Genomic DNA, 19,306 nt, shown 5'->3' with positions numbered 1-19,306 from the left:
ATGTACATTAGCTTCTAATAAGGAATAACAATGTCTCTTTTACGTTTGCTGTTTAATATTGCTTGGTTTGTTTTAGGCGGTTTTGTGATGGGCTTGGCCTGGTGGCTTGCTGGGCTGTTGTGCTTTATCAGTATTATTGGTATTCCATTTGGCCGTGCGTGTTTCGTGATTGGCGAAATGGCATTTTGGCCATTCGGCCAAGAAAGTGTGAATCGTAAACACTTAACGGGTAATGAAGATCTCGGCACCGGTAGCTTCGGCTTAATCGGTAATGTCATTTGGTTCTTGTTCTTTGGTATATGGTTAGCGATTGGTCATTTAGCCCATGCCCTGGCCTGCTTTGTGACCATTATTGGCATTCCATTTGCGATACAACACATTAAGTTAGCACTGTTAAGCCTAACGCCAATAGGACAAACCGTTATAACAAAACCAGTATAAGCGGTTATTATGCCACAAAGCCGATAACAACATGTTGTCGGCTTTTTAGTTTGTGGATGATAATATTCGTCCCAATAATAAATACAAAAGAGTAATGTATGAAATATTGGTTAATGAAGTCTGAACCCGATGACATCAGTATTGATGATTTACGTGACAGTGCAAACCATACAATGTCATGGCAAGGGATCCGTAATTATCAAGCTAGAAATTTTATTCGTGATGAAATAAGTACCGGTGACAGTGTTCTGTTTTATCATTCTAGCTGTAAAGTACCAGGTGTTGTTGGGATTGCCAGCGTCATCAACCAACCGCAACTTGATGTGAGTGCATTTGATCCTCAATCTCGTTATTTTGACCCTAAGTCAGACCTTAACAAACCACGTTGGTGGCAAGTAGATATCCAATTTACTAAGAAGCTGAACCAAATAGTCAGCTTGCAGCAACTCAAAAGCGACCCAGCTTTACAAAACATGGTATTGGTCACGAAAGGTGCTAGGTTAAGTGTTCAGCCTGTTACTGCTCTTGAATTTGAGCATATTGTTAAGCTCAGCCAAACTGCCGAATAACACAATTAACCATAGGCCGAGATGAAAAAAAGGTGACTGAATTCAGTCACCTTTTTTAAATTAATCCACATAGACTCAACGATTAATTAATCATGCGTCCAATACCACCTAAAACCGAACCCTCGCCTTGATCTTTACCGCCACTAGAAGGTGCGTGAGCAATAATGCGATCGGCCATACGAGAAAATGGTAAACTCTGTAGCCAAACAGTGCCGTGCCCTTGTAAAGTGGCTAAAAACAAACCTTCTCCACCAAACACCATCGATTTAAGTGAGCCTGCACGCTGAATGTCATAATCAATACCTGGGGTAAAGCCAACTAAACACCCTGTATCAACACGTAATGTTTCACCACGTAGTTCTTTTTTAATTAAAGTACCACCCGCATGCACAAACGCCATACCGTCGCCTTTAAGACTTTGTAAAATAAAGCCTTCACCACCAAAAAAGCCCACACCAAGGCGCTTATTGAACTTCATCGAGACTTGGGTACCTAATGCCGCCGCTAAAAAACTGTCTTTTTGGCAAATAAGTTCACCATTATGCTCAGCAAGATCGATAGCTAATATGGTGCCAGGAAATGGCGCTGAAAATGCAGCCTTACGTTTACGATTACCTTCATTGGTAAAATGGGTCATAAAAATCCCCTCACCTGAGATAGCTCGCTTTCCTGCGCCCCATAACTTACCAAAAAAGCCCGACTCCGGTTCAGAGCCGTCACCCATTTTAGCTTCAAATGAAATATCTTCTTCTAGGTATGTCATCGCTCCAGCTTCGGCGACAACGGCTTCATGAGGATCTAATTCTATTTCGACCAATTGCATACTGGTTCCAATAATTTCATAGTCGACTTCGTGACATTTTCTGGTCATTTTTCGCTCCTTTAAAATGAATGTTAAATAATAAGTGGCATTCTGTTTAGGTTAACAAGATGTAACTACATTCTCCATGATAACCTTTTGACATATTATGTCTTGATAGTTGTTTTTAATTTAAGTTAACCTAAACCGGTACCACTAAAGCCTGTTTGTTGCTGTTGATATAAAGCAAACTCTTGCAAGATAAGTTCGGTAAATAATTGCCCTGCTCGACCTAACGGACGTTCTAGCGTAGACACCAATTGTGGTGTAAAACTAAAACGATTACCGCCAATAAAATCCACCTGGGCTAATTGGCCGTTGGCGAGTTCTTCGGTGATGAGAAAATCAGGCATCCAACCAAAACCTAAGCCTTTCAATAACGCATTCTTTTTCATAATAAAGCCTGAAAGGTAAAACACTTTATCACCCCCAAATTGCATTTCATCACGCGCACGTTTGCCTGGAGATGAATCTTCAATGGTGAGCTCTACATGCTGTTGCAGCTCAGGCAAGCTGATGTTGTGCAACTGACTCAAAGGGTGCATGGGAGAAGCCACCAGCACACTTGTGATAGTCGGTAAAGGTTTAGGGTGATAAGACGGTCCTGTTCGATAGTCTTTTACTAACATTAAGTCAGCTTGATCTCGCTCAAAACGATGTTGTACACCGCCTAAAAACTCCATATTTAACTGGATTTTTGTCGGTATGTTATGTTCAGACATCAGCTTTAACGCGCTCATAATTGGCTCCATTGGCAGAGCACCATCAATCACCAATTCAAGTTTGGGTTCCCATCCTTGACTGAATCTGCTGGCAAGGTGCTCTATGTTAGCCAAGTGCTGCAATAAACGCTGTCCTTCAGCCAAAATCACCTTTCCCTCTGGTGTTAACTCTGCGCGGTAGTGATCACGATTAAATAAAGTTACGCCTAAATGCTGTTCTAATTTTTTAACTTGGTAGCTCACTGCAGACTGAGCTTTATGTAATCGTTCCGACGCTTTTGAAAAACTTCCTTCTTCAACAAGGACTTGCAGTACATTAAACGCATCAATGTCAATCCGCATAACCGCTCCTGTGTCTTGTTATCAATACACTTATGTAAAGCCAACGTAACCATCTAAAAATTTGATTGAGATAAGCTGTTTATTATTCTTTTTTTTGTTGATCTTTACCACTAAATTGTTAATAAGATCACATATTGGCTTGCCCAGTGCGATTAGGTCATAACAATAATCAACATTGAGCCGCATCACACGCAGTCGATTAACCATAGGAATATCAAATGCCATTCTATGTTAAACAAGGACACATTCCGACTAAACGGCACATCGCTTTTGAAAAAGAGAGCGGGGAACTATATCGCGAAGAACTGTTTTCAACACACGGCTTTTCAAATATTTATTCCAATAAATATCACCATAACATGCCAACAAAGGCGATTGATGTTAAGCCTTATGCCCTTGATCACGGTGAGCAATGGCAAGATCCTTTAATTCAAAACTATAAACTAGATTCACGCCAAGCCGATTGCCAGGGCAACTTTTTTAGTGCTCGTAATAGAATTTTTTTCAATAACGATGTGGCGATGTATACCGCCAAAGTCACTGAGCCCACAACTGAATTTTACCGTAATGCTTATGCTGACGAAGTGGTTTTTATCCACGAGGGCGAAGGCCAGCTATTAAGTGAATATGGTGTAATCAATACCAATAAATGGGATTACTTGATTATTCCACGCGGTACTACATACCAATTAACCTTTAATGATTATCAAAACGTACGCTTGTTTGTGATTGAATCATCGTCAATGGTGGAAGTGCCAAAACACTTTAGAAACGAATATGGCCAAATGCTCGAATCTGCGCCTTATTGCGAACGAGATATTCGCACCCCAACATTAAACGATGCTGTAGTCGAAAAAGGCGAGTTTGCCTTAGTGTGTAAGTTCGGTGAGCGTTACCAACAAATGATACTGCAATGGCATCCATTTGATTTGGTCGGTTGGGACGGCTGTGTATATCCATGGGCGTTTAACATTAGTGAGTACGCACCCAAAGTCGGTAAAATTCATTTACCCCCGTCTGAGCATTTAGTCTTTAGTGCCCACAATTTTGTGATTTGTAATTTTGTGCCTCGCCCTTACGATTTCCATCCAAAGTCGATTCCTGCGCCTTATTACCACAACAACATCGACAGCGACGAAGTGTTGTATTACGTCGACGGTGACTTTATGAGTCGTACCGGGATTGAGGCAGGTTACATGACATTACATCAAAAAGGGGTGCCGCATGGTCCACAACCGGGCCGTACCGAAGCATCGATAGGTAAAACAGAAACTTACGAATACGCAGTGATGGTCGATACTTTCGCCCCACTCAATTTAACCACACATGTAAAACATTGCATGAGTGCTGATTACAACCGTTCTTGGTTAGAAAACTAAGATTGATTTATTCCTAACCCAAGTCTCCAAAGAGAGATGGCGAGTTGACATAAAATAGAGGACACAACAATGGCTAGCGAACAAAACCCACTGGGACTTTTAGGCATCGAATTTACTGAATTTGCCAGCCCAGATAGCGAATATATGCACCAGGTCTTTATAGATTTTGGATTTTCGATGTTAAAAAAAGCGAAAAACAAAGACATCGTTTATTACCAACAAAACGACATTAATTTTTTACTAAATAAGGGCCGTACAGGTTTTTCTGCTGAGTTTGCTAAATCACACGGCCCAGCAATTTGCTCAATGGGTTGGCGTGTTGAAAATGCTGAATTTGCATATACAGAGGCGGTTAATCGCGGTGCAAAACCTGCTAATGATGCAAACAAAGACATGCCCTACCCGGCCATCTACGGTATTGGCGATAGCTTAATTTATTTTATCGACACCTTTGGCGAGCAACACAATATCTATCAAACAGACTTTGTTGATTTAGAACAACCGATCTTAACGCCAGAAAAAGGCTTTATGGAAGTCGATCATTTAACCAACAATGTCTATAAAGGCACCATGGAAAAGTGGGCAAATTTTTATAAAGATATCTTTGGCTTTACTGAAGTACGTTACTTTGACATTAGTGGTGCTCAAACAGCACTAGTCTCTTACGCCTTACGTTCTCCAGATGGCAGTTTTTGCATCCCAATTAACGAAGGTAAAGGTAACGATAAAAATCAGATTGATGAATACTTAGGTGAGTACAACGGCCCTGGCGTACAACATTTAGCCTTTAGGAGCCGTGATATTGTGGCATCATTAGATGCGATGGAAGGCACGTCGATTAAAACCTTAGATATTATTCCTGAATATTACGACACCATTTTTGACAAGCTGCCACAAGTTACTGAAGATCGTGATCGTATTAAGCATCACCAAATCCTAGTTGATGGTGATGATGATGGTTATCTATTACAGATTTTTACCAAAAACCTGTTTGGCCCCATCTTCATTGAAATAATCCAACGTAAAAATAACCTTGGCTTTGGCGAAGGTAACTTTACTGCGTTATTTGAATCAATTGAACGCGACCAAATGAAACGCGGCGTGTTGTAATCAACAGATATAATCTGAAACATAAAAACCAGCAAATTGCTGGTTTTTATCATTTTAGGCCATTACACTCAGGCCATTAAATTGTTTATCTAAGACTCGACTCATGCCTGACTACGCCGTACTAGCCGTGTTTATACCCACGTTCTTTTTTGTCTCTATTACTCCCGGAATGTGTATGACTTTAGCAATGACACTGGGCATGAGCATTGGGGTACGTAAAACATTATGGATGATGTTAGGTGAACTTGTTGGCGTAGCTCTAGTTGCTATTGCAGCTGTGTTAGGCGTAGCCAGCATTATGCTCAATTATCCACAGATATTTGATTTACTAAAATGGGTTGGCGGCGCCTATCTAGTGTATATTGGCATTAATATGTGGCGAGCCAAAGGTAAAATGGCAGTTATCGACAATGCACAAATGAATACACGCCGTGCAAGCTTAATTAGCCAAGGGTTTATAACAGCGATAGCCAACCCTAAAGGGTGGGCGTTTATGATTTCGTTACTTCCGCCGTTTATCAATGTCGACAGTCCTGTTGGCCCACAGCTTGGTGTGTTGCTGGGTATTATTATGATAACCGAAAGTGTGTCGATGTTGGCCTATGCAAGTGGCGGTAAAAGCTTACGCCTGTTTTTAAGCCGCGGCGATAATATTCGTTGGATGAACCGTATCGCCGGCAGCTTGATGATGCTTGTAGGTGTATGGCTCGCGCTGGATTAATACAACTCAAACGAGCCTCTTATTGGATTGCCTTGTAGGGTAATTGCTCTGTCATCTGCTGGATATAAAGCTTGATGTGCTGCTGCTCTTGCTCACAAAAATCAGCAATGGCATCGTTAAAGGCTTGATGCTTGATGATATGGCTTGAATAAGTGGCAACAGGATAAAAACCTCTGGCCACTTTATGTTCACCTTGCGCTCCAGCATCAAATACACTGAGCTGATTCGCAATAGCGTATTCGATACCTTGATAATAACAAGCTTCAAAATGTAAACCATCAAACTCGCTTAACGCTCCCCAATAACGACCATACAAATGATTGTCTGAAACAAAGTACAGCGCGGATGCCACAAGTTGATTGTCGCTATTTTCAATCAGTAATAACCGAATAGCCTCCCCCATAGTTGCTGCGATTAACGAAAAGAAATCAGCCGACAAATACCCTTGATGCCCAGAGCGTTTTAAATATGTACGTTGATAACATTGTACAAATCCCAGCCATTGCTCGGCGGTGGCTTTATTGCCCTCTACAAAGGTAAAGTGCAATTGTGCTTGTTGAATTTGAGCTCGTTCTTTAATGATGTTTTTACGTTTTCTTGAACTCATGCTTGCTAGAAAGTCATTAAAGTCGTTATAGCCATTATTACGCCAATGGAATTGGCAACCAAGGCGTTGAGTGACTAAGGTATTCTCCCATAATGTATGTTGTGAGTGCAGGCTAAATAACCCATGCCATGATGACCAATTACGTTCGACAAGCTGCTGGTCAATAAACTGACTAGCCTGGGTAATGATAGATTGCTTTTCATCTTCGCTTAGCAAAGGCGCAAAGCCAATACGTTGTCCTGTCGTTGGTGTAAATGGGATACTGCTGACTAATTTAGGATAATAATGTAATTGGTTTCGCTCATAAGCCTCTGCCCAAGCCCAGTCAAATACATACTCTCCCCAAGAGTGGGTTTTAATATACATCGGCATCAACGCAATTATCGTATCACCCTGACTAATGACTAAATGCTGTGGCTGCCAACCACTTTTTACGCTCACACATTGGCTTAATTCTAATGCGGATAAATATTCATGACGCGTAAATGGATGAGTGATTCCAAAGTAAGCATTCCAATCGGATTTTTTTATCTCACTAATAGTATTAACAAATCTGAATTGATAAACTAGCGCCTTGGTTTGTTCCACTAAATGCCCACCTGTAAATGCTTAATCGTTCTATTTAAAATCTCATACCAATTGTCGCTATCATGTGGCATCTTCAACAACATAATCAAATAAATAAACACCAAGGAATGATCGTGAAACGACTCCCTAAACTGAAACCATTATTACTTAGCGCAGCATTATCAGTTTCAATGTGCTATCCGGCCCTACACAGCGCACCTTCTTATGCCAATGATATCTCTATTTTCAGCGAAATGGCGACTGCTCAGCCAATTTATGCCAAACATGGCATGGTCTCAAGCCAAGAAGCGATTGCAAGCAAAATTGGTGTCGATATTTTAAAGCAAGGCGGTAATGCCATTGATGCTGCTGTTGCTGTGGGTTATGCCCTCGCCGTTACATTGCCAAGAGCGGGTAACATCGGTGGCGGCGGGTTTATGTTAGTTCATTTAGCAGAGCAAAATAAAACTATTGCTATCGATTACCGTGAAACTGCGCCGAGTAAAGCCCATAAAGATATATTTTTAGACGAGCAAGGTAATGCCGTCGATAAACTTAGCCGCGAGCACGGGTTAGCGGTAGGTGTACCAGGCACAGTCATGGGCATGGAGCTTGCGTTAGCAAAATACGGCACCATGGACTTAAAACAAGTGATTGCCCCTGCAATCAAATTAGCGAAAGACGGCATTGTCGTAACCTCTGACTTATCAAATTCATTGAGCGGACTTAAATCACGCATTGCTCAATGGCCAAGTTCTGCCAAAATCTTCTATCGCGCCGATGGCAGCAACTATCAGGTGAATGACATTCTCAAACAACCAGAATTAGCTCATTCGTTGTCACTTATTGCAGCTAAAGGCAGTAAAGGATTTTACCAAGGTGAGACAGCTAAAAAGATTGTCACTGCGGTACAAAATGCAGGCGGAGTAATGAGCTTACAAGACTTAGCAAATTATAAAGTTGTTGAACGTGAACCTGTGCGTGGCAATTATCGTGGATACGAAATCGTTTCTATGCCGCCACCGTCATCTGGTGGTATTCATATTATTGAAATGCTAAACGTCCTCGAGAAATTCCCAATTGATGAGTTAGGACATAATACGGCAAATACACTACATCTTATGGCTGAAACCATGAAGTATGCCTATGCTGACCGCAGTGAATTTTTAGGTGACCCAGATTTTATTACTGTGCCAGTTAAACAATTAATTAGCCGAGAATATGCTAAAACGATTTCAGATAAAATCGCAATTAATAAAACCACACCAAGCAGTGAAATAAAACCAGGTAAACTCGCAGGTTATGAGAGTGACCAAACCACTCATTACTCTGTTGTAGACCAATGGGGTAACGCGGTAGCTAATACCTATACACTTAACTTTAGTTACGGTTCTGGCTTAGTCGCAAAAGGTACCGGTATTTTACTTAACAATGAAATGGATGACTTTTCAGTTAAACCTGGTATGCCTAACGGTTACGGCTTAATCGGTGGTGATGCTAATGCGGTTCAAGGTAATAAACGCCCATTAAGTTCAATGAGCCCAACGATTGTGATGAAAGAGGGTAAACCATTCCTGGTAACTGGTAGCCCAGGCGGTTCGCGTATTATTAATATTACCTTGCAAATTATCATGAATGTTATTGACCATAAATTGAATATCGCTGAAGCAACCGCTGCAGCGCGTATTCATCATCAATGGCAACCTGACTTTATTTGGGCCGAACATACGCTAAACCGCGATACAATAACGTTACTTGAAGGCAAAGGTCATCAAGTCAAAACCCAAGAATCTATTGGCAGCACTCAATCGATTATGGTGACTGAACAAGGTATTTTCGGCGCATCAGATCCTCGCCGTGCAGGCTCTGCCGCTATCGGCTATTAACGTTGTAAACTAGCAACCATAGAATGATAACGGCTATTATTCATCTAATGCCGTTATCATGATTTGTTGATGTTTATACAAATTAATTTTCACTCTTTTATAACTTTACATAAATCTCTAATATGAAATTTATGTATAACATCATTTCGAAAAACCCTTTGACTAAGTACATCATATAAACGCTAAAATTTATTTAATAATTTATTAAAAAACCAACGAAGAACAAAAAACATTATTAATCAATATGTTAAAATATATCCATATTAACATTAATGACAAATTTCCTGTTTAAAAAACAATCAATTTAAATTTATTTTCATTAACTCAATAAATAGTATTTATTGCAGCTCCTATGTTCATTAACTTACTCTTTATTAGAAATAATACATAGATCACAAATTAAGTCAGGCTGAGGTATCGTCGATATGATATATTATTTTTATATTTAATATATTGGTAAAAGTAAACTCATGCAGTTAATTCATTTTAAAATCAAGCATAGAATTGCTCTATTGACATTTGTCGCCATTGTGTCGTTTGTTATTTCATTAATGATAAATAAGCAAACAGGTGAAGAGAATGCACAACGATTAAATGGACTCCAAAACCAACTTTATCCGGCTCTTAACTTCGCGACCATAAACCAAGGGTTATTACTGCAATTAGATCAAACGATTCAATCGGCAATAACCACAGGGGAAGAAGACAGCTTAGACATTGCGAAAACGATGGTTAAAGAAATTACAGATAACTTAAAAGAGTTAGCGATATTACTACCAAACGAAGCCAATAATACCCAACAATGGACAAACGATCTTGCACTTTATTTTGATAATGCCAGTAGCCTAGCCGCTGAATTTATTAAAGATGATGTCGATTTTAGTAAAATAAAAACCCAAGCCACAGAGAATGCTAAACGCTACCAAACGTTAGCAAAACAATTTGCACAAAAGAAGCAAGATTTCGCTACGCAGTTTGAACAACAAATACAAACCACTATCTCCAGCACCGAACAAACTGAAAATAGTGTGATGCTGATTGGCATTGTGGCTACGATTGTGATGATTGCAGTGGGTTTCTTAGTCAATCGATCGATTATCAGTACCATTGACAATGTAACTCAGTCATTACGTAATATCTCGCAAGGCGAAGGCGATCTACGTTCACGTATTCAATACCATGGTAAAGATGAAATCGCCCAGCTTGTTTACTGGTTTAATCAATTTGTATCTAAACTTCAATCCTCTATTGCCGACACAAAAAATACTACTGAGAATTTAACCGAAGTTGCCGCTAAGTTACTTAATGGTAGTCAGTTCAGCGAACTTAATGTTCAACAACAAAATGAAGCCATTGAACAAATATCCCAAGCAATGAAAGAGATGTTTGTCAGTGTCACTCATATTGCAGAGTATGCATCAAGCGCGGCATTAGAAGCTGGAAATGCCAACACAGAAGCCCATCAAGGCGGGGGAATTGTTAATGATGCGGTTATCACTATTAACACCTTAGCTGAAGAAGTGCAGCAAACTGCAGTTGTTGTCAACCAATTAGACGCATTTACCCATAATGTTAATGACATATTAGACACCATACGCAGTATTGCTGATCAAACAAACTTGCTGGCCCTTAATGCCGCGATTGAAGCGGCGCGAGCAGGTGAACATGGGCGAGGCTTTGCGGTAGTTGCCGATGAAGTTAGAACATTGGCCTCTAGAACACAAACTTCGACTCAAGAGATCCAACAAGTTCTACAAGAACTACGTTCGACCTCTAAACAAGCCGTTGACGCAATGGACCGTAGTATTAATACCGCAGCAAAAGGTGTGCAATCAACCTCTTTAGCCGGTGAAGCGTTAAAAAGAATTATGGATAAAGTAAGTGCAATATCTGAGGTGAGTATCCAAATTGCTAACGCAACAGAAGAGCAACACAGCACCTCATCGTTGATTGAGCAATATGTCACAGACATGGAAACATCTGCACAAAAAGTTAAAGGGACGACTGCTGAAATGGGCGGAATAAGTGTCGATATTCAAAATGTAACTGAAAAACTTCAGTCCATTACAGATCAATTTAAAGTATAAGACCGATTGAAAATGCTGCACCAAACAATATAAGCCCTAAGGGCATGTTAATAAGTGATGAAGACGGAGTAACACTATGCAATTTAATTTAAGAGTATTATCTGTTGCTGTATCGATGGCTATGGTCCCTAGCCTCGTGATAGCAGATGAAGATGCTGATGCCAAAATAGCTAAGCTAGAGCAACAAGTTCAAACATTGCAGTCGCAACAAACAGCCAATTTAGCCGATAAATTCAACTTTAATGGATTTATCAGTGGTGCATATATTAGTTCTGATAATGATGCAGGCTACAATGGAGCCGATTCAAGTGCTAATTTCAGTGAACAAAGTAAATTTGGTTTTCAAGGTACCTTTAACATTTCCGACCGTACTCAGGCCGTTTTGCAACTAATGATGCGTGGAGATAATGATTGGGAAGTGGAAGCTGAGTGGGCCTATTTATCTCATCGTTTCGAAAATAACTTACAAGTTCGTGGCGGTAAACTTCGCTTGCCTATATATATGTATTCTGACTATTTAGATGTAGGTTATGCACAACTTTTTGCTAACCCGCCTGTTGAAGTCTATGCTCCTTTTCCATCATCATTCACGGGGGGGGATCTTTCATATAATTTTGAGTTTGATGACTCTACATTAACAGTGCAAGCATTTGGTGGTGAGAATAATGATAGTGGTTCTATTTTTTCTCTCAACAATTTAATGGGCACCAACATAAGCTGGACAGATGAAACTTGGACTCTACGTGGCATATATGCTCAAGCAAACTTAGACGGTTCTATTGTTAATGGAGACTACACCATACTAGAACTCGATGACGAAGCAGGTGTATTTATGGGTGTTGGCGCCAGTTATGATGACGGCAAATTTATTGCCATCACTGAATGGACGCGTGTTGAAATCGACAATGCTTTTCCTGATAGTGATTCAGGTTATTTAACCTTAGGTTATCGCATTAATTCACTTACACCTTATGCCACTGTTGCCTATACAAAAACGCAAGACAATGATGAGCGTTTACCATTATCGACCGAAGCGGCAATACAAATGATTGCCTTCAATTCTGAACACACGGCATATAGCTTAGGTTTACGTTGGGATGCCATCGACAATGTCGCGATTAAATTTGACCTCACCTACGTTGATGATTTTGGCGACACTTCTGGTGGCTTAAATGGTAACAGCTATGACATGTCATCAGGTCAATTTGCCTACGATGATACCCTAGTCTACACCGTTAAATTCGACGCTGTATTTTAAGGGGATAGGAAATGAATAAAATATTAACCGTATTAGCACTTAGTCTAATGAGTATCATGTCGGCTAATGCTGCTGTTGTTGTTATTGGTAACCCTTCAGCTGCTGACATGGCAATTAATGATGTTAAAAAAACCTTTTTAGGCAAAGGTGATTCTTCAATCGCCGTTTACGAATTAGAAGAAGGTAGTCCTGTTCGCAGTGAGTTCCACCAAACTGTAACGGGTAAATCAGACGCCCAACTAAAAGCGTTTTGGTCTAAGCAGGTCTTTACCGGCAAAGGTAACCCACCTGCAACAGTACCAAACGCAGCAGCAATGAAGTCAGCGGTAGCCAGTAACCCAAATGCGATTGGTTATATTGATGAAGCTGACGTAGATGCAACGGTAAAAGTGATTCTAAAACCATAATAACGAGTTAATAATTTACTTTTTAATTACGTTATGTAAAGCCGAGGAACCAAATGGTTACTCGGCTTTTTTGTTACAAACTAATGACAATCTTTACAGTCTCATTAATAACCTTTACACCCAGACAGGTAGAATATGATGTCGAGAACAATTCAAACGATTAAATTAACAGCACTTTATTACTTATTTGAGTATATAACTAAAAAGAAAAGGAAATCATATGCCGGGTTTACCCCTTAAACCACTTTTAAGTAGCATTATAATTGTATTGACCCTCAATGCATGTTCAATAAATCGACCTAAAACAGTAATAGTAGAAACACCGCTAACAGCAGAACAAATCATACAACAAAACCCAGATAATCCTTTTTTTGCTCCCTATAACACCGTCTATCAAATCCCTGATTTTGCAAATATTACCTCAGAAGATTACCTCCCCGCATTTGAAGCAGGAATTGCCGAATTACAGCAACAAATCTCGTTAATTGCCAATAACAAGCAAGCCCCTACATTTGCTAATACCATTGAAGCGATAGAATTTTCTGGCGATTTACTGTCAAAAGTCACCCATGTCTTTTTTAACTTAACCAGTGCTGATACCAGTAATACACTGCAAACAATATCAAAGAAAATCGCACCTAAATTGTCTGGTTCAAAAGATGACATTTATCTTAATGACACATTAGTCCAAAGAGTAAAAACGGTATATGACCAAAAAGATACATTATTGCTTAATACAGCTGAAACTAAACTGTTGCAGGATACTTACCTAGCTTTCACTCGAGGTGGAGCTAATTTATCTACCGAAGATAAAAACAAGTTACGCGAGTTGAATGAAAAAATTAGTAAATTGAATCTTACATTTGGTAATAACTTACTTGCAGAAACGAATGATTTTGAACTCATTCTTAATAAACCAGAGCAATTATCTGGACTCCCTCAAGATGTTATCGACACTGCAGCACGAAAAGCTACTCGTCTTGGCTATCCTGGCAAATGGGTTTTCACAACTAATCGTCCTTCTATTACACCATTTTTAACCTATGCAGATAACCGGCAGTTACGTGAAACGATTTTCAACGCTTATATTTCAAAAGCAAATCATGATAATAAGTATGATAACAAAGTCATTTTAGCTGAGATTGCCGCATTACGTGCAGACCTGGCTAAACTAATGGGTTACCAAAGTTATGCGCATTTTGTTCTAGAAGAACGGACAGCGCAAACCCCAGAAAATGTGTATAAATTACTTAATAAAATCTGGCCTGCTGCATTGAGTAAAGCTAAAAGTGAAGTGAGCGATATGCAAGCACTAGTCGATGCTCAAGGAGCTGATATCACTATACAACCATGGGATTGGTGGTATTACTCAGACAAGATCCGCGTCACTAAATATAGTTTCAATGAAGAACAAACTAAACCATATTTCTCCTTAGAAAGTACCTTAAAAGGCGTATTTTATACTGCTAATCGTCTTTACGGCATCTCATTAAAAGAACGAGATGATCTACCCAAATACCATCCTGATGTTCGCACCTGGGAAGTCTACGATAAAGACGGCAGTTTATTGGCCGTGTTTATGGGAGATTATTTTGTCCGTCAAAGTAAACGTAGCGGAGCTTGGATGAATGTATATCGACAACAATATAATATGAATGGCGTAAAATCGATGCCCATTGTTGTTAATGTCCTCAATTATCCACGCCCAGCTGGTAACGAACCCGCACTACTCACTTTTGAACAAGCGAAAACCCTATTCCATGAGTTTGGCCACGCTTTACATGGTATGTTGTCGGATGTGACTTATCGTTCACAGTCGGGTACGGCTGTACCTCGTGACTATGTCGAGTTTCCCTCACAAGTAATGGAAAACTGGATGACACAACCAGAAGTGCTCGCTCAGTTTGCACGGCATTATCAAACAGGTGAAGTGATCCCACACTCGTTAATTGAAAAAATTCAAGATGCAAGTAAGTTCAACCAAGGCTTTTATACCGTTGAATACATGGCGGCAACCTACCTAGATCTTGACTGGCACTCACTTGAAGACAGTACTATTCGCGATGCCGCTGAATTTGAAGCGGCGTCATTGAATAAAATGGATTTAATTAATGAAATCGCCCCACGATATCGCAGCTCATATTTCTCTCATATTTTTGCAGGTAGATATTCGGCTGGATATTACAGCTATCTTTGGGCTGATATTTTAGGGGTTGATGCTTTTGAAGCCTTTAAAGAAAACGGCATTTTCGATCCAAAGACAGCTCAAAGTTTTCGCGACAATATACTCTCAAAAGGAGGAAGTAACGACCCTATGACATTATATCGACAATTTAGAGGCAAAGAGCCAGAAATAGAACCCTTGTTACGTAGTAGAGGTTTTTTAAAATAATAGGATCATCAAAAAAGCCATAATTATATTCGCAATGGAGATAATATCATTGCGAATATAATAACAAATAAACTGAATATATATTCAACCTTTTAAAATACTGGTTAATGCAAGAATAACAAACCACATTCATATAAAACTATGAATATTAAACATACCTTTCACCTTACTAATATTTCACTTCGTAGCACAAACTCAGTTATAAGTATTATTTAGCGGTAAATACGCTTAATTATTGCGCAAACTCACTTATTGAACAAATAAACTTAGTGTTTCATCACAATTCATTCACTTATTATGCTTATAATCACGACCGTGTTTTCATTTTATTATCAAAATAGGTAAATAATGTTAACGCTACGTTAGGGGCAAACAATATGCCCCGGGGTCAAATAAACAGAGAGATAATTATGTTAAATAAAAAAATACTTGCTGTTGTTATCGCTGGCGCACTGGGACTAGGCGGTTGCGGTTCAGATAATGACGATAATAAAGAGACAGTGGCAGCAGACATTAAACTGCGTGTAATGGAAACCACTGATTTACATACCAATATGATGGATTATAACTATTATTCTGGTAGAGAAGACAAAACCATTGGTCTAGTGCGTACTGCTAGCTTAATTAATGCGGCTCGTGCAGAAGTAACAAACTCAGTATTGGTTGATAACGGTGATTTATTACAAGGTAGCCCTATGGGAGACTATATTGCCAATAAATTCAAAACTGAAAGCAACATGCTTACCGATACTCACCCAGTTTACAAAGCGATGAATACGCTTGACTATGAAGTTGGTAATATTGGTAACCATGAATTTAACTATGGCTTATCATTCCTAGAGCAATCGTTAGACGGTGCAAACTTCCCTTACATTAATGCTAACGTTATTTGTGCTGACAAAGATGGGTGTTGGGATGATGTATTATTTAATGAAAACATGTTCACGCCATATATTATCAAAGATAAAGTCGTTACGGACGTAGAGGGTAATGAACACACAATTAAAATTGGTTATATTGGTTTTGTTCCACCACAGATTTTACAATGGGACAAAGCAAATTTAGACGGTAAAGTTGAAGTCTTAGGTATTGTTCAAGCGGCGAATAAATTTGTGCCACAAATGAAAGCAGAAGGCGCGGATATTATTTTAGCTATTCCGCATTCTGGCATAGGCTCAAGCGAAAATCCTGGTGACCCATGGGCAGAAAACGCAACATATGCATTGACTAACGTAGATGGTATCGATGCTATTTTCTTTGGTCACAGCCACTCTGTATTCCCGTCTGCAACTTATAGTGATTTACCTAACACTGACGTAGACAAAGGTTTATTAAATGGCGTACCTGCTGTTATGCCTGGCCGTTGGGGAGATAACCTCGGTGTGGTTGATTTAGTCGTTCGTCAAGTAGAAGGAAAATGGACAGTAATCCATGATGAATCAACAGCCAAAGCTCGTCCTATCTACGACAATACCAATAAAGTTGAATTAGTTACTGGTGAAGCAAACTTACGAGATGCTATTGAAGTTGAACATAACGGTACTATCGAATATGTAAGCCAACCTATCGGCGTTGCAGCTTCTGACATGTATAGCTTCTTAACTTTAGTACAAGATGATCCAACTGTTCAAATTGTATCAAATGCACAAATTGCCCGTGTTAAAGCATTAATTACAGATGATTTAAAAGACTTACCTATCTTATCTGCATCTGCACCGTTTAAAGCCGGTGGACGTTATGCTGAAGGCGATGCAAGCCAATATGTTCAAGTTGATGCTGGCGACCTATCTTACAAAAACGCTGCCGACTTGTATTTATACCCAAATACTATGGTTGCTGTTAAAGCGACTGGGGCAGAGTTAAAAGATTGGCTTGAATGTTCTGCTAATCAATTTAACCAAATTGATCCAACGATAAGCACGCCACAAAACTTAATTAACCGTGCCGGTCACCCTACGTATAACTTCGATGTGATCGATGGCTTGACGTATAAAATTGACGTGACACAACCAAGTAAGTTTGACCGTAGCTGTGCAGTCGTGAATGCTGAAGCAAATCGTATTGTTGACTTAGCATATACAGCACCAGACGGCACAGTTATTACAGGTGATGAATTAGCAGCAATGTCATTTGTTGTCGCATCAAATAACTATCGTGCATTTGGGGGATCATTTGCAGGTACAGGCTCAGATCATGTCGTGCTTGAACTGCCTGATACTAACCGTGATGCATTATCTGCTTATATCACTGAACAATCACAACCTAATGCCACTGGCGGTTATGATGCAATGGTTGACCCATCTGCAGATTATAACTGGGACTTTAAAACAATCGACAATGCCACTGTTGCATTAGATATTCGTTTTGAAACCCAAGACAGTGAAGTTGCTGATAAGTTTGTTGCTGAAAAACAACAACGTAAAATGGTTAAATTGCCATTAACAACTGATGTTGTTGCAGGCTTTGCTATCTATAGCATTGACTTAACAACCCCTGTCGCTCAGTAATCCTGACGCTAAAACCCAAAAAAGGCGCTAACAGCGCCTTTTTTATTGCCTCAGAAACCTTATTCTATTTCAAATAAGTGCCCCATTTTCTGAATATGAGCTAACGGCACCTGATGACGATTTCGCTCGGCACATAATTGTTGATGCTGTGCATCTTTGGGTTGACCGACTAAGACGACCCTCACCTGATACCCTAATGCCCTTGCCGCTGCTTCGTAAGCCATAAACTCCCATTTAGCGACATTAGTATTATCGCAGATAACCACAGGTTCACCATGGTACATCGCATTTATAAATGCCGTTAAATTAGCTTGATGATATTGCGCCAATTTGTGCGGATTGAACGTGTATTCGCCATTATGCATAAAATAATCATCGGTTGAAAAATAGCCATATTGCCTAATGTGAAAAGACTGTTCAATGCCTAACGCGCTAATGTATTGCTCCACCCAATAAGATTTACCGCTGCCTGGCAATCCTCGCATAATAATGGCTACGTTAGGATGATTCATAACGGCTGTCACCTTATTCATCGGCGGTGTCACTACCAATCACCTTACCCGCTAAAATCTGTTCAACTAATTGCGGTACAATTTCGCCTGCATTACCCGTTAAATGATATTGAAATTGGCTATGTCTGTCTGCAGCAATAAGGTTTACTTCAACCGTTTGAGCACCATGATGGTTGGCTGAATCAACAAAACCCGCTGCCGGATAAACGGTTCCCGAAGTCCCGATGGCAATAAACAAATCGCAACGGTCTAAGGCATCGTGAATTCTATCCATGCCAAATGGCATTTCACCAAACCACACAATATGTGGACGTAATCGCCGCGCAGGAATACAACAAGTACAGCAATTATCGACACCAAAAGGCTCACGCAATATAAACGTTTGTAAAGATTGCGGGCATCGTCCTTTTGATAGCTCACCATGCATGTGTAACAAGCGGCGTGAACCGGCACGTTCATGCAGATCGTCGACATTTTGGGTGATAACTAGGAGCTCACCATCAAATTCATCTTCAAGTTTTGCCAGCGCAGCATGGGCAGCATTGGGCTCAACATCTCCACCATGCAGTTGCTGCCAGCGAGTATTATAAAAACGCTCGACTAAATCAATGTCACGAGCATAACCCTCTGGAGTGGCAACATCTTCAATATGGTGTTCCTCCCACAAGCCATGTTGATCTCTAAAGGTTTTAATCCCTGACTCAGCTGAAATCCCCGCGCCGGTCAGTACCACAATTTGCCGGTACATGTTAAGTCCCTTATTATTGTTATGACACTATTATTGCTAATGTAACAGTAACACTTTATGGCATCTTATCATGATAAACAGCTAACAATAATTCCACTTAAGTGATGTTTTTATCTGTTAACGCCATCTTATCTTATAGCTTATCTTATCGCTTATAGAGTGCAATAATCCCTTAGTATAAGTAAGTTTATT

16 protein-coding genes are annotated in these 19,306 nt (G+C 39.9%); 11 read left to right on the top strand and 5 right to left on the bottom strand.

Going from position 1 to position 19,306, the window contains the following annotated elements:
* Positions 1-30 precede the first annotated feature (30 nt).
* Both ACROAE_RS18325 and ACROAE_RS18320 read left to right on the top strand, forming a co-directional pair.
* The gene (locus ACROAE_RS18325) at positions 31-441 is read left to right on the top strand and encodes a YccF domain-containing protein (RefSeq protein ID WP_432404798.1); all 411 of its coding nucleotides are present in this window, start codon (positions 31-33) and stop codon (positions 439-441) included.
* Positions 442-539: 98 nt separating this feature from the next.
* Positions 540-1,010 (top strand): EVE domain-containing protein, encoded by a 471-nt coding sequence (locus ACROAE_RS18320; RefSeq protein WP_432404795.1) that lies wholly within the window; start codon positions 540-542, stop codon positions 1,008-1,010.
* Between the two features lie 82 nt (positions 1,011-1,092).
* On the opposite strand, the gene ACROAE_RS18315 is transcribed toward ACROAE_RS18320, so the two are convergent.
* A complete protein-coding gene (locus tag ACROAE_RS18315) occupies positions 1,093-1,881 on the bottom strand; it encodes a TIGR00266 family protein (protein ID WP_188952358.1) in 789 nt (262 codons plus the stop codon).
* Positions 1,882-2,006: 125 nt separating this feature from the next.
* On the bottom strand, positions 2,007-2,933 hold the full coding sequence (locus tag ACROAE_RS18310) for a LysR family transcriptional regulator (protein ID WP_188952356.1): 927 nt from the start codon (positions 2,931-2,933) through the stop codon (positions 2,007-2,009).
* Between the two features lie 218 nt (positions 2,934-3,151).
* Between ACROAE_RS18310 and ACROAE_RS18305 the strand changes: the two genes are divergently transcribed.
* The 3 genes from ACROAE_RS18305 to ACROAE_RS18295 all read left to right on the top strand — a co-directional run bounded on the left by ACROAE_RS18305 (position 3,152) and on the right by ACROAE_RS18295 (position 6,143).
* Positions 3,152-4,312 carry a homogentisate 1,2-dioxygenase gene (locus ACROAE_RS18305; RefSeq protein WP_432404790.1) on the top strand — a complete coding sequence of 387 codons (1,161 nt, stop codon included), beginning with the start codon at positions 3,152-3,154 and terminating at the stop codon, positions 4,310-4,312.
* A 69-nt stretch (positions 4,313-4,381) separates the two neighbouring features.
* Complete coding sequence (hppD, locus tag ACROAE_RS18300; RefSeq protein WP_432404787.1) at positions 4,382-5,422, top strand: 4-hydroxyphenylpyruvate dioxygenase; 1,041 nt, start codon at positions 4,382-4,384, stop codon at positions 5,420-5,422.
* Positions 5,423-5,525: 103 nt separating this feature from the next.
* A complete protein-coding gene (locus ACROAE_RS18295; RefSeq protein WP_188952352.1) occupies positions 5,526-6,143 on the top strand; it encodes a LysE family translocator in 618 nt (205 codons plus the stop codon).
* Positions 6,144-6,162: 19 nt separating this feature from the next.
* On the opposite strand, the gene ACROAE_RS18290 is transcribed toward ACROAE_RS18295, so the two are convergent.
* Positions 6,163-7,338: a GNAT family N-acetyltransferase gene (locus ACROAE_RS18290; protein ID WP_432385689.1), complete on the bottom strand. Its 1,176-nt coding sequence runs from the start codon at positions 7,336-7,338 to the stop codon at positions 6,163-6,165.
* Positions 7,339-7,508: 170 nt separating this feature from the next.
* Here ACROAE_RS18290 and ggt point away from each other — a divergent pair, with 170 nt between their 5' ends.
* The 6 genes from ggt (at position 7,509) to ACROAE_RS18260 (ending at position 17,854) form a co-directional block, all read left to right on the top strand.
* Positions 7,509-9,203 (top strand): gamma-glutamyltransferase, encoded by a 1,695-nt coding sequence (gene ggt / locus ACROAE_RS18285; RefSeq protein WP_432385699.1) that lies wholly within the window; start codon positions 7,509-7,511, stop codon positions 9,201-9,203.
* Between the two features lie 470 nt (positions 9,204-9,673).
* Entirely contained in the window at positions 9,674-11,290 is a 1,617-nt protein-coding gene (locus ACROAE_RS18280) for a methyl-accepting chemotaxis protein (RefSeq protein WP_099458571.1), read from the top strand.
* A 76-nt stretch (positions 11,291-11,366) separates the two neighbouring features.
* Positions 11,367-12,548: a hypothetical protein gene (locus ACROAE_RS18275; protein ID WP_099458570.1), complete on the top strand. Its 1,182-nt coding sequence runs from the start codon at positions 11,367-11,369 to the stop codon at positions 12,546-12,548.
* Between the two features lie 11 nt (positions 12,549-12,559).
* Positions 12,560-12,955, top strand: coding sequence for a phosphate ABC transporter substrate-binding protein (locus tag ACROAE_RS18270; protein WP_432385690.1), 396 nt, complete (start codon positions 12,560-12,562; stop codon positions 12,953-12,955).
* A gap of 220 nt (positions 12,956-13,175) precedes the next feature.
* Positions 13,176-15,347, top strand: coding sequence for a M3 family metallopeptidase (locus ACROAE_RS18265; RefSeq protein WP_432385691.1), 2,172 nt, complete (start codon positions 13,176-13,178; stop codon positions 15,345-15,347).
* A 410-nt stretch (positions 15,348-15,757) separates the two neighbouring features.
* Positions 15,758-17,854 carry a bifunctional 2',3'-cyclic-nucleotide 2'-phosphodiesterase/3'-nucleotidase gene (locus tag ACROAE_RS18260; RefSeq protein WP_432385692.1) on the top strand — a complete coding sequence of 699 codons (2,097 nt, stop codon included), beginning with the start codon at positions 15,758-15,760 and terminating at the stop codon, positions 17,852-17,854.
* A 59-nt stretch (positions 17,855-17,913) separates the two neighbouring features.
* Here ACROAE_RS18260 and ACROAE_RS18255 read toward each other — a convergent pair whose 3' ends face one another.
* Both ACROAE_RS18255 and cobB read right to left on the bottom strand, forming a co-directional pair.
* Positions 17,914-18,366 (bottom strand): ATP-binding protein, encoded by a 453-nt coding sequence (locus ACROAE_RS18255; RefSeq protein ID WP_432404776.1) that lies wholly within the window; start codon positions 18,364-18,366, stop codon positions 17,914-17,916.
* Positions 18,367-18,379: 13 nt separating this feature from the next.
* Positions 18,380-19,114, bottom strand: coding sequence for a Sir2 family NAD+-dependent deacetylase (gene cobB, locus ACROAE_RS18250; protein ID WP_432404767.1), 735 nt, complete (start codon positions 19,112-19,114; stop codon positions 18,380-18,382).
* Positions 19,115-19,306 lie beyond the last annotated feature (192 nt).

The sequence above is a fragment of the Shewanella sp. MF05960 genome (assembly GCF_050849305.1).
Taxonomy (GTDB): Bacteria; Pseudomonadota; Gammaproteobacteria; order Enterobacterales; family Shewanellaceae; genus Shewanella.
This window is presented reverse-complemented; position numbering and strand designations above follow the sequence as displayed.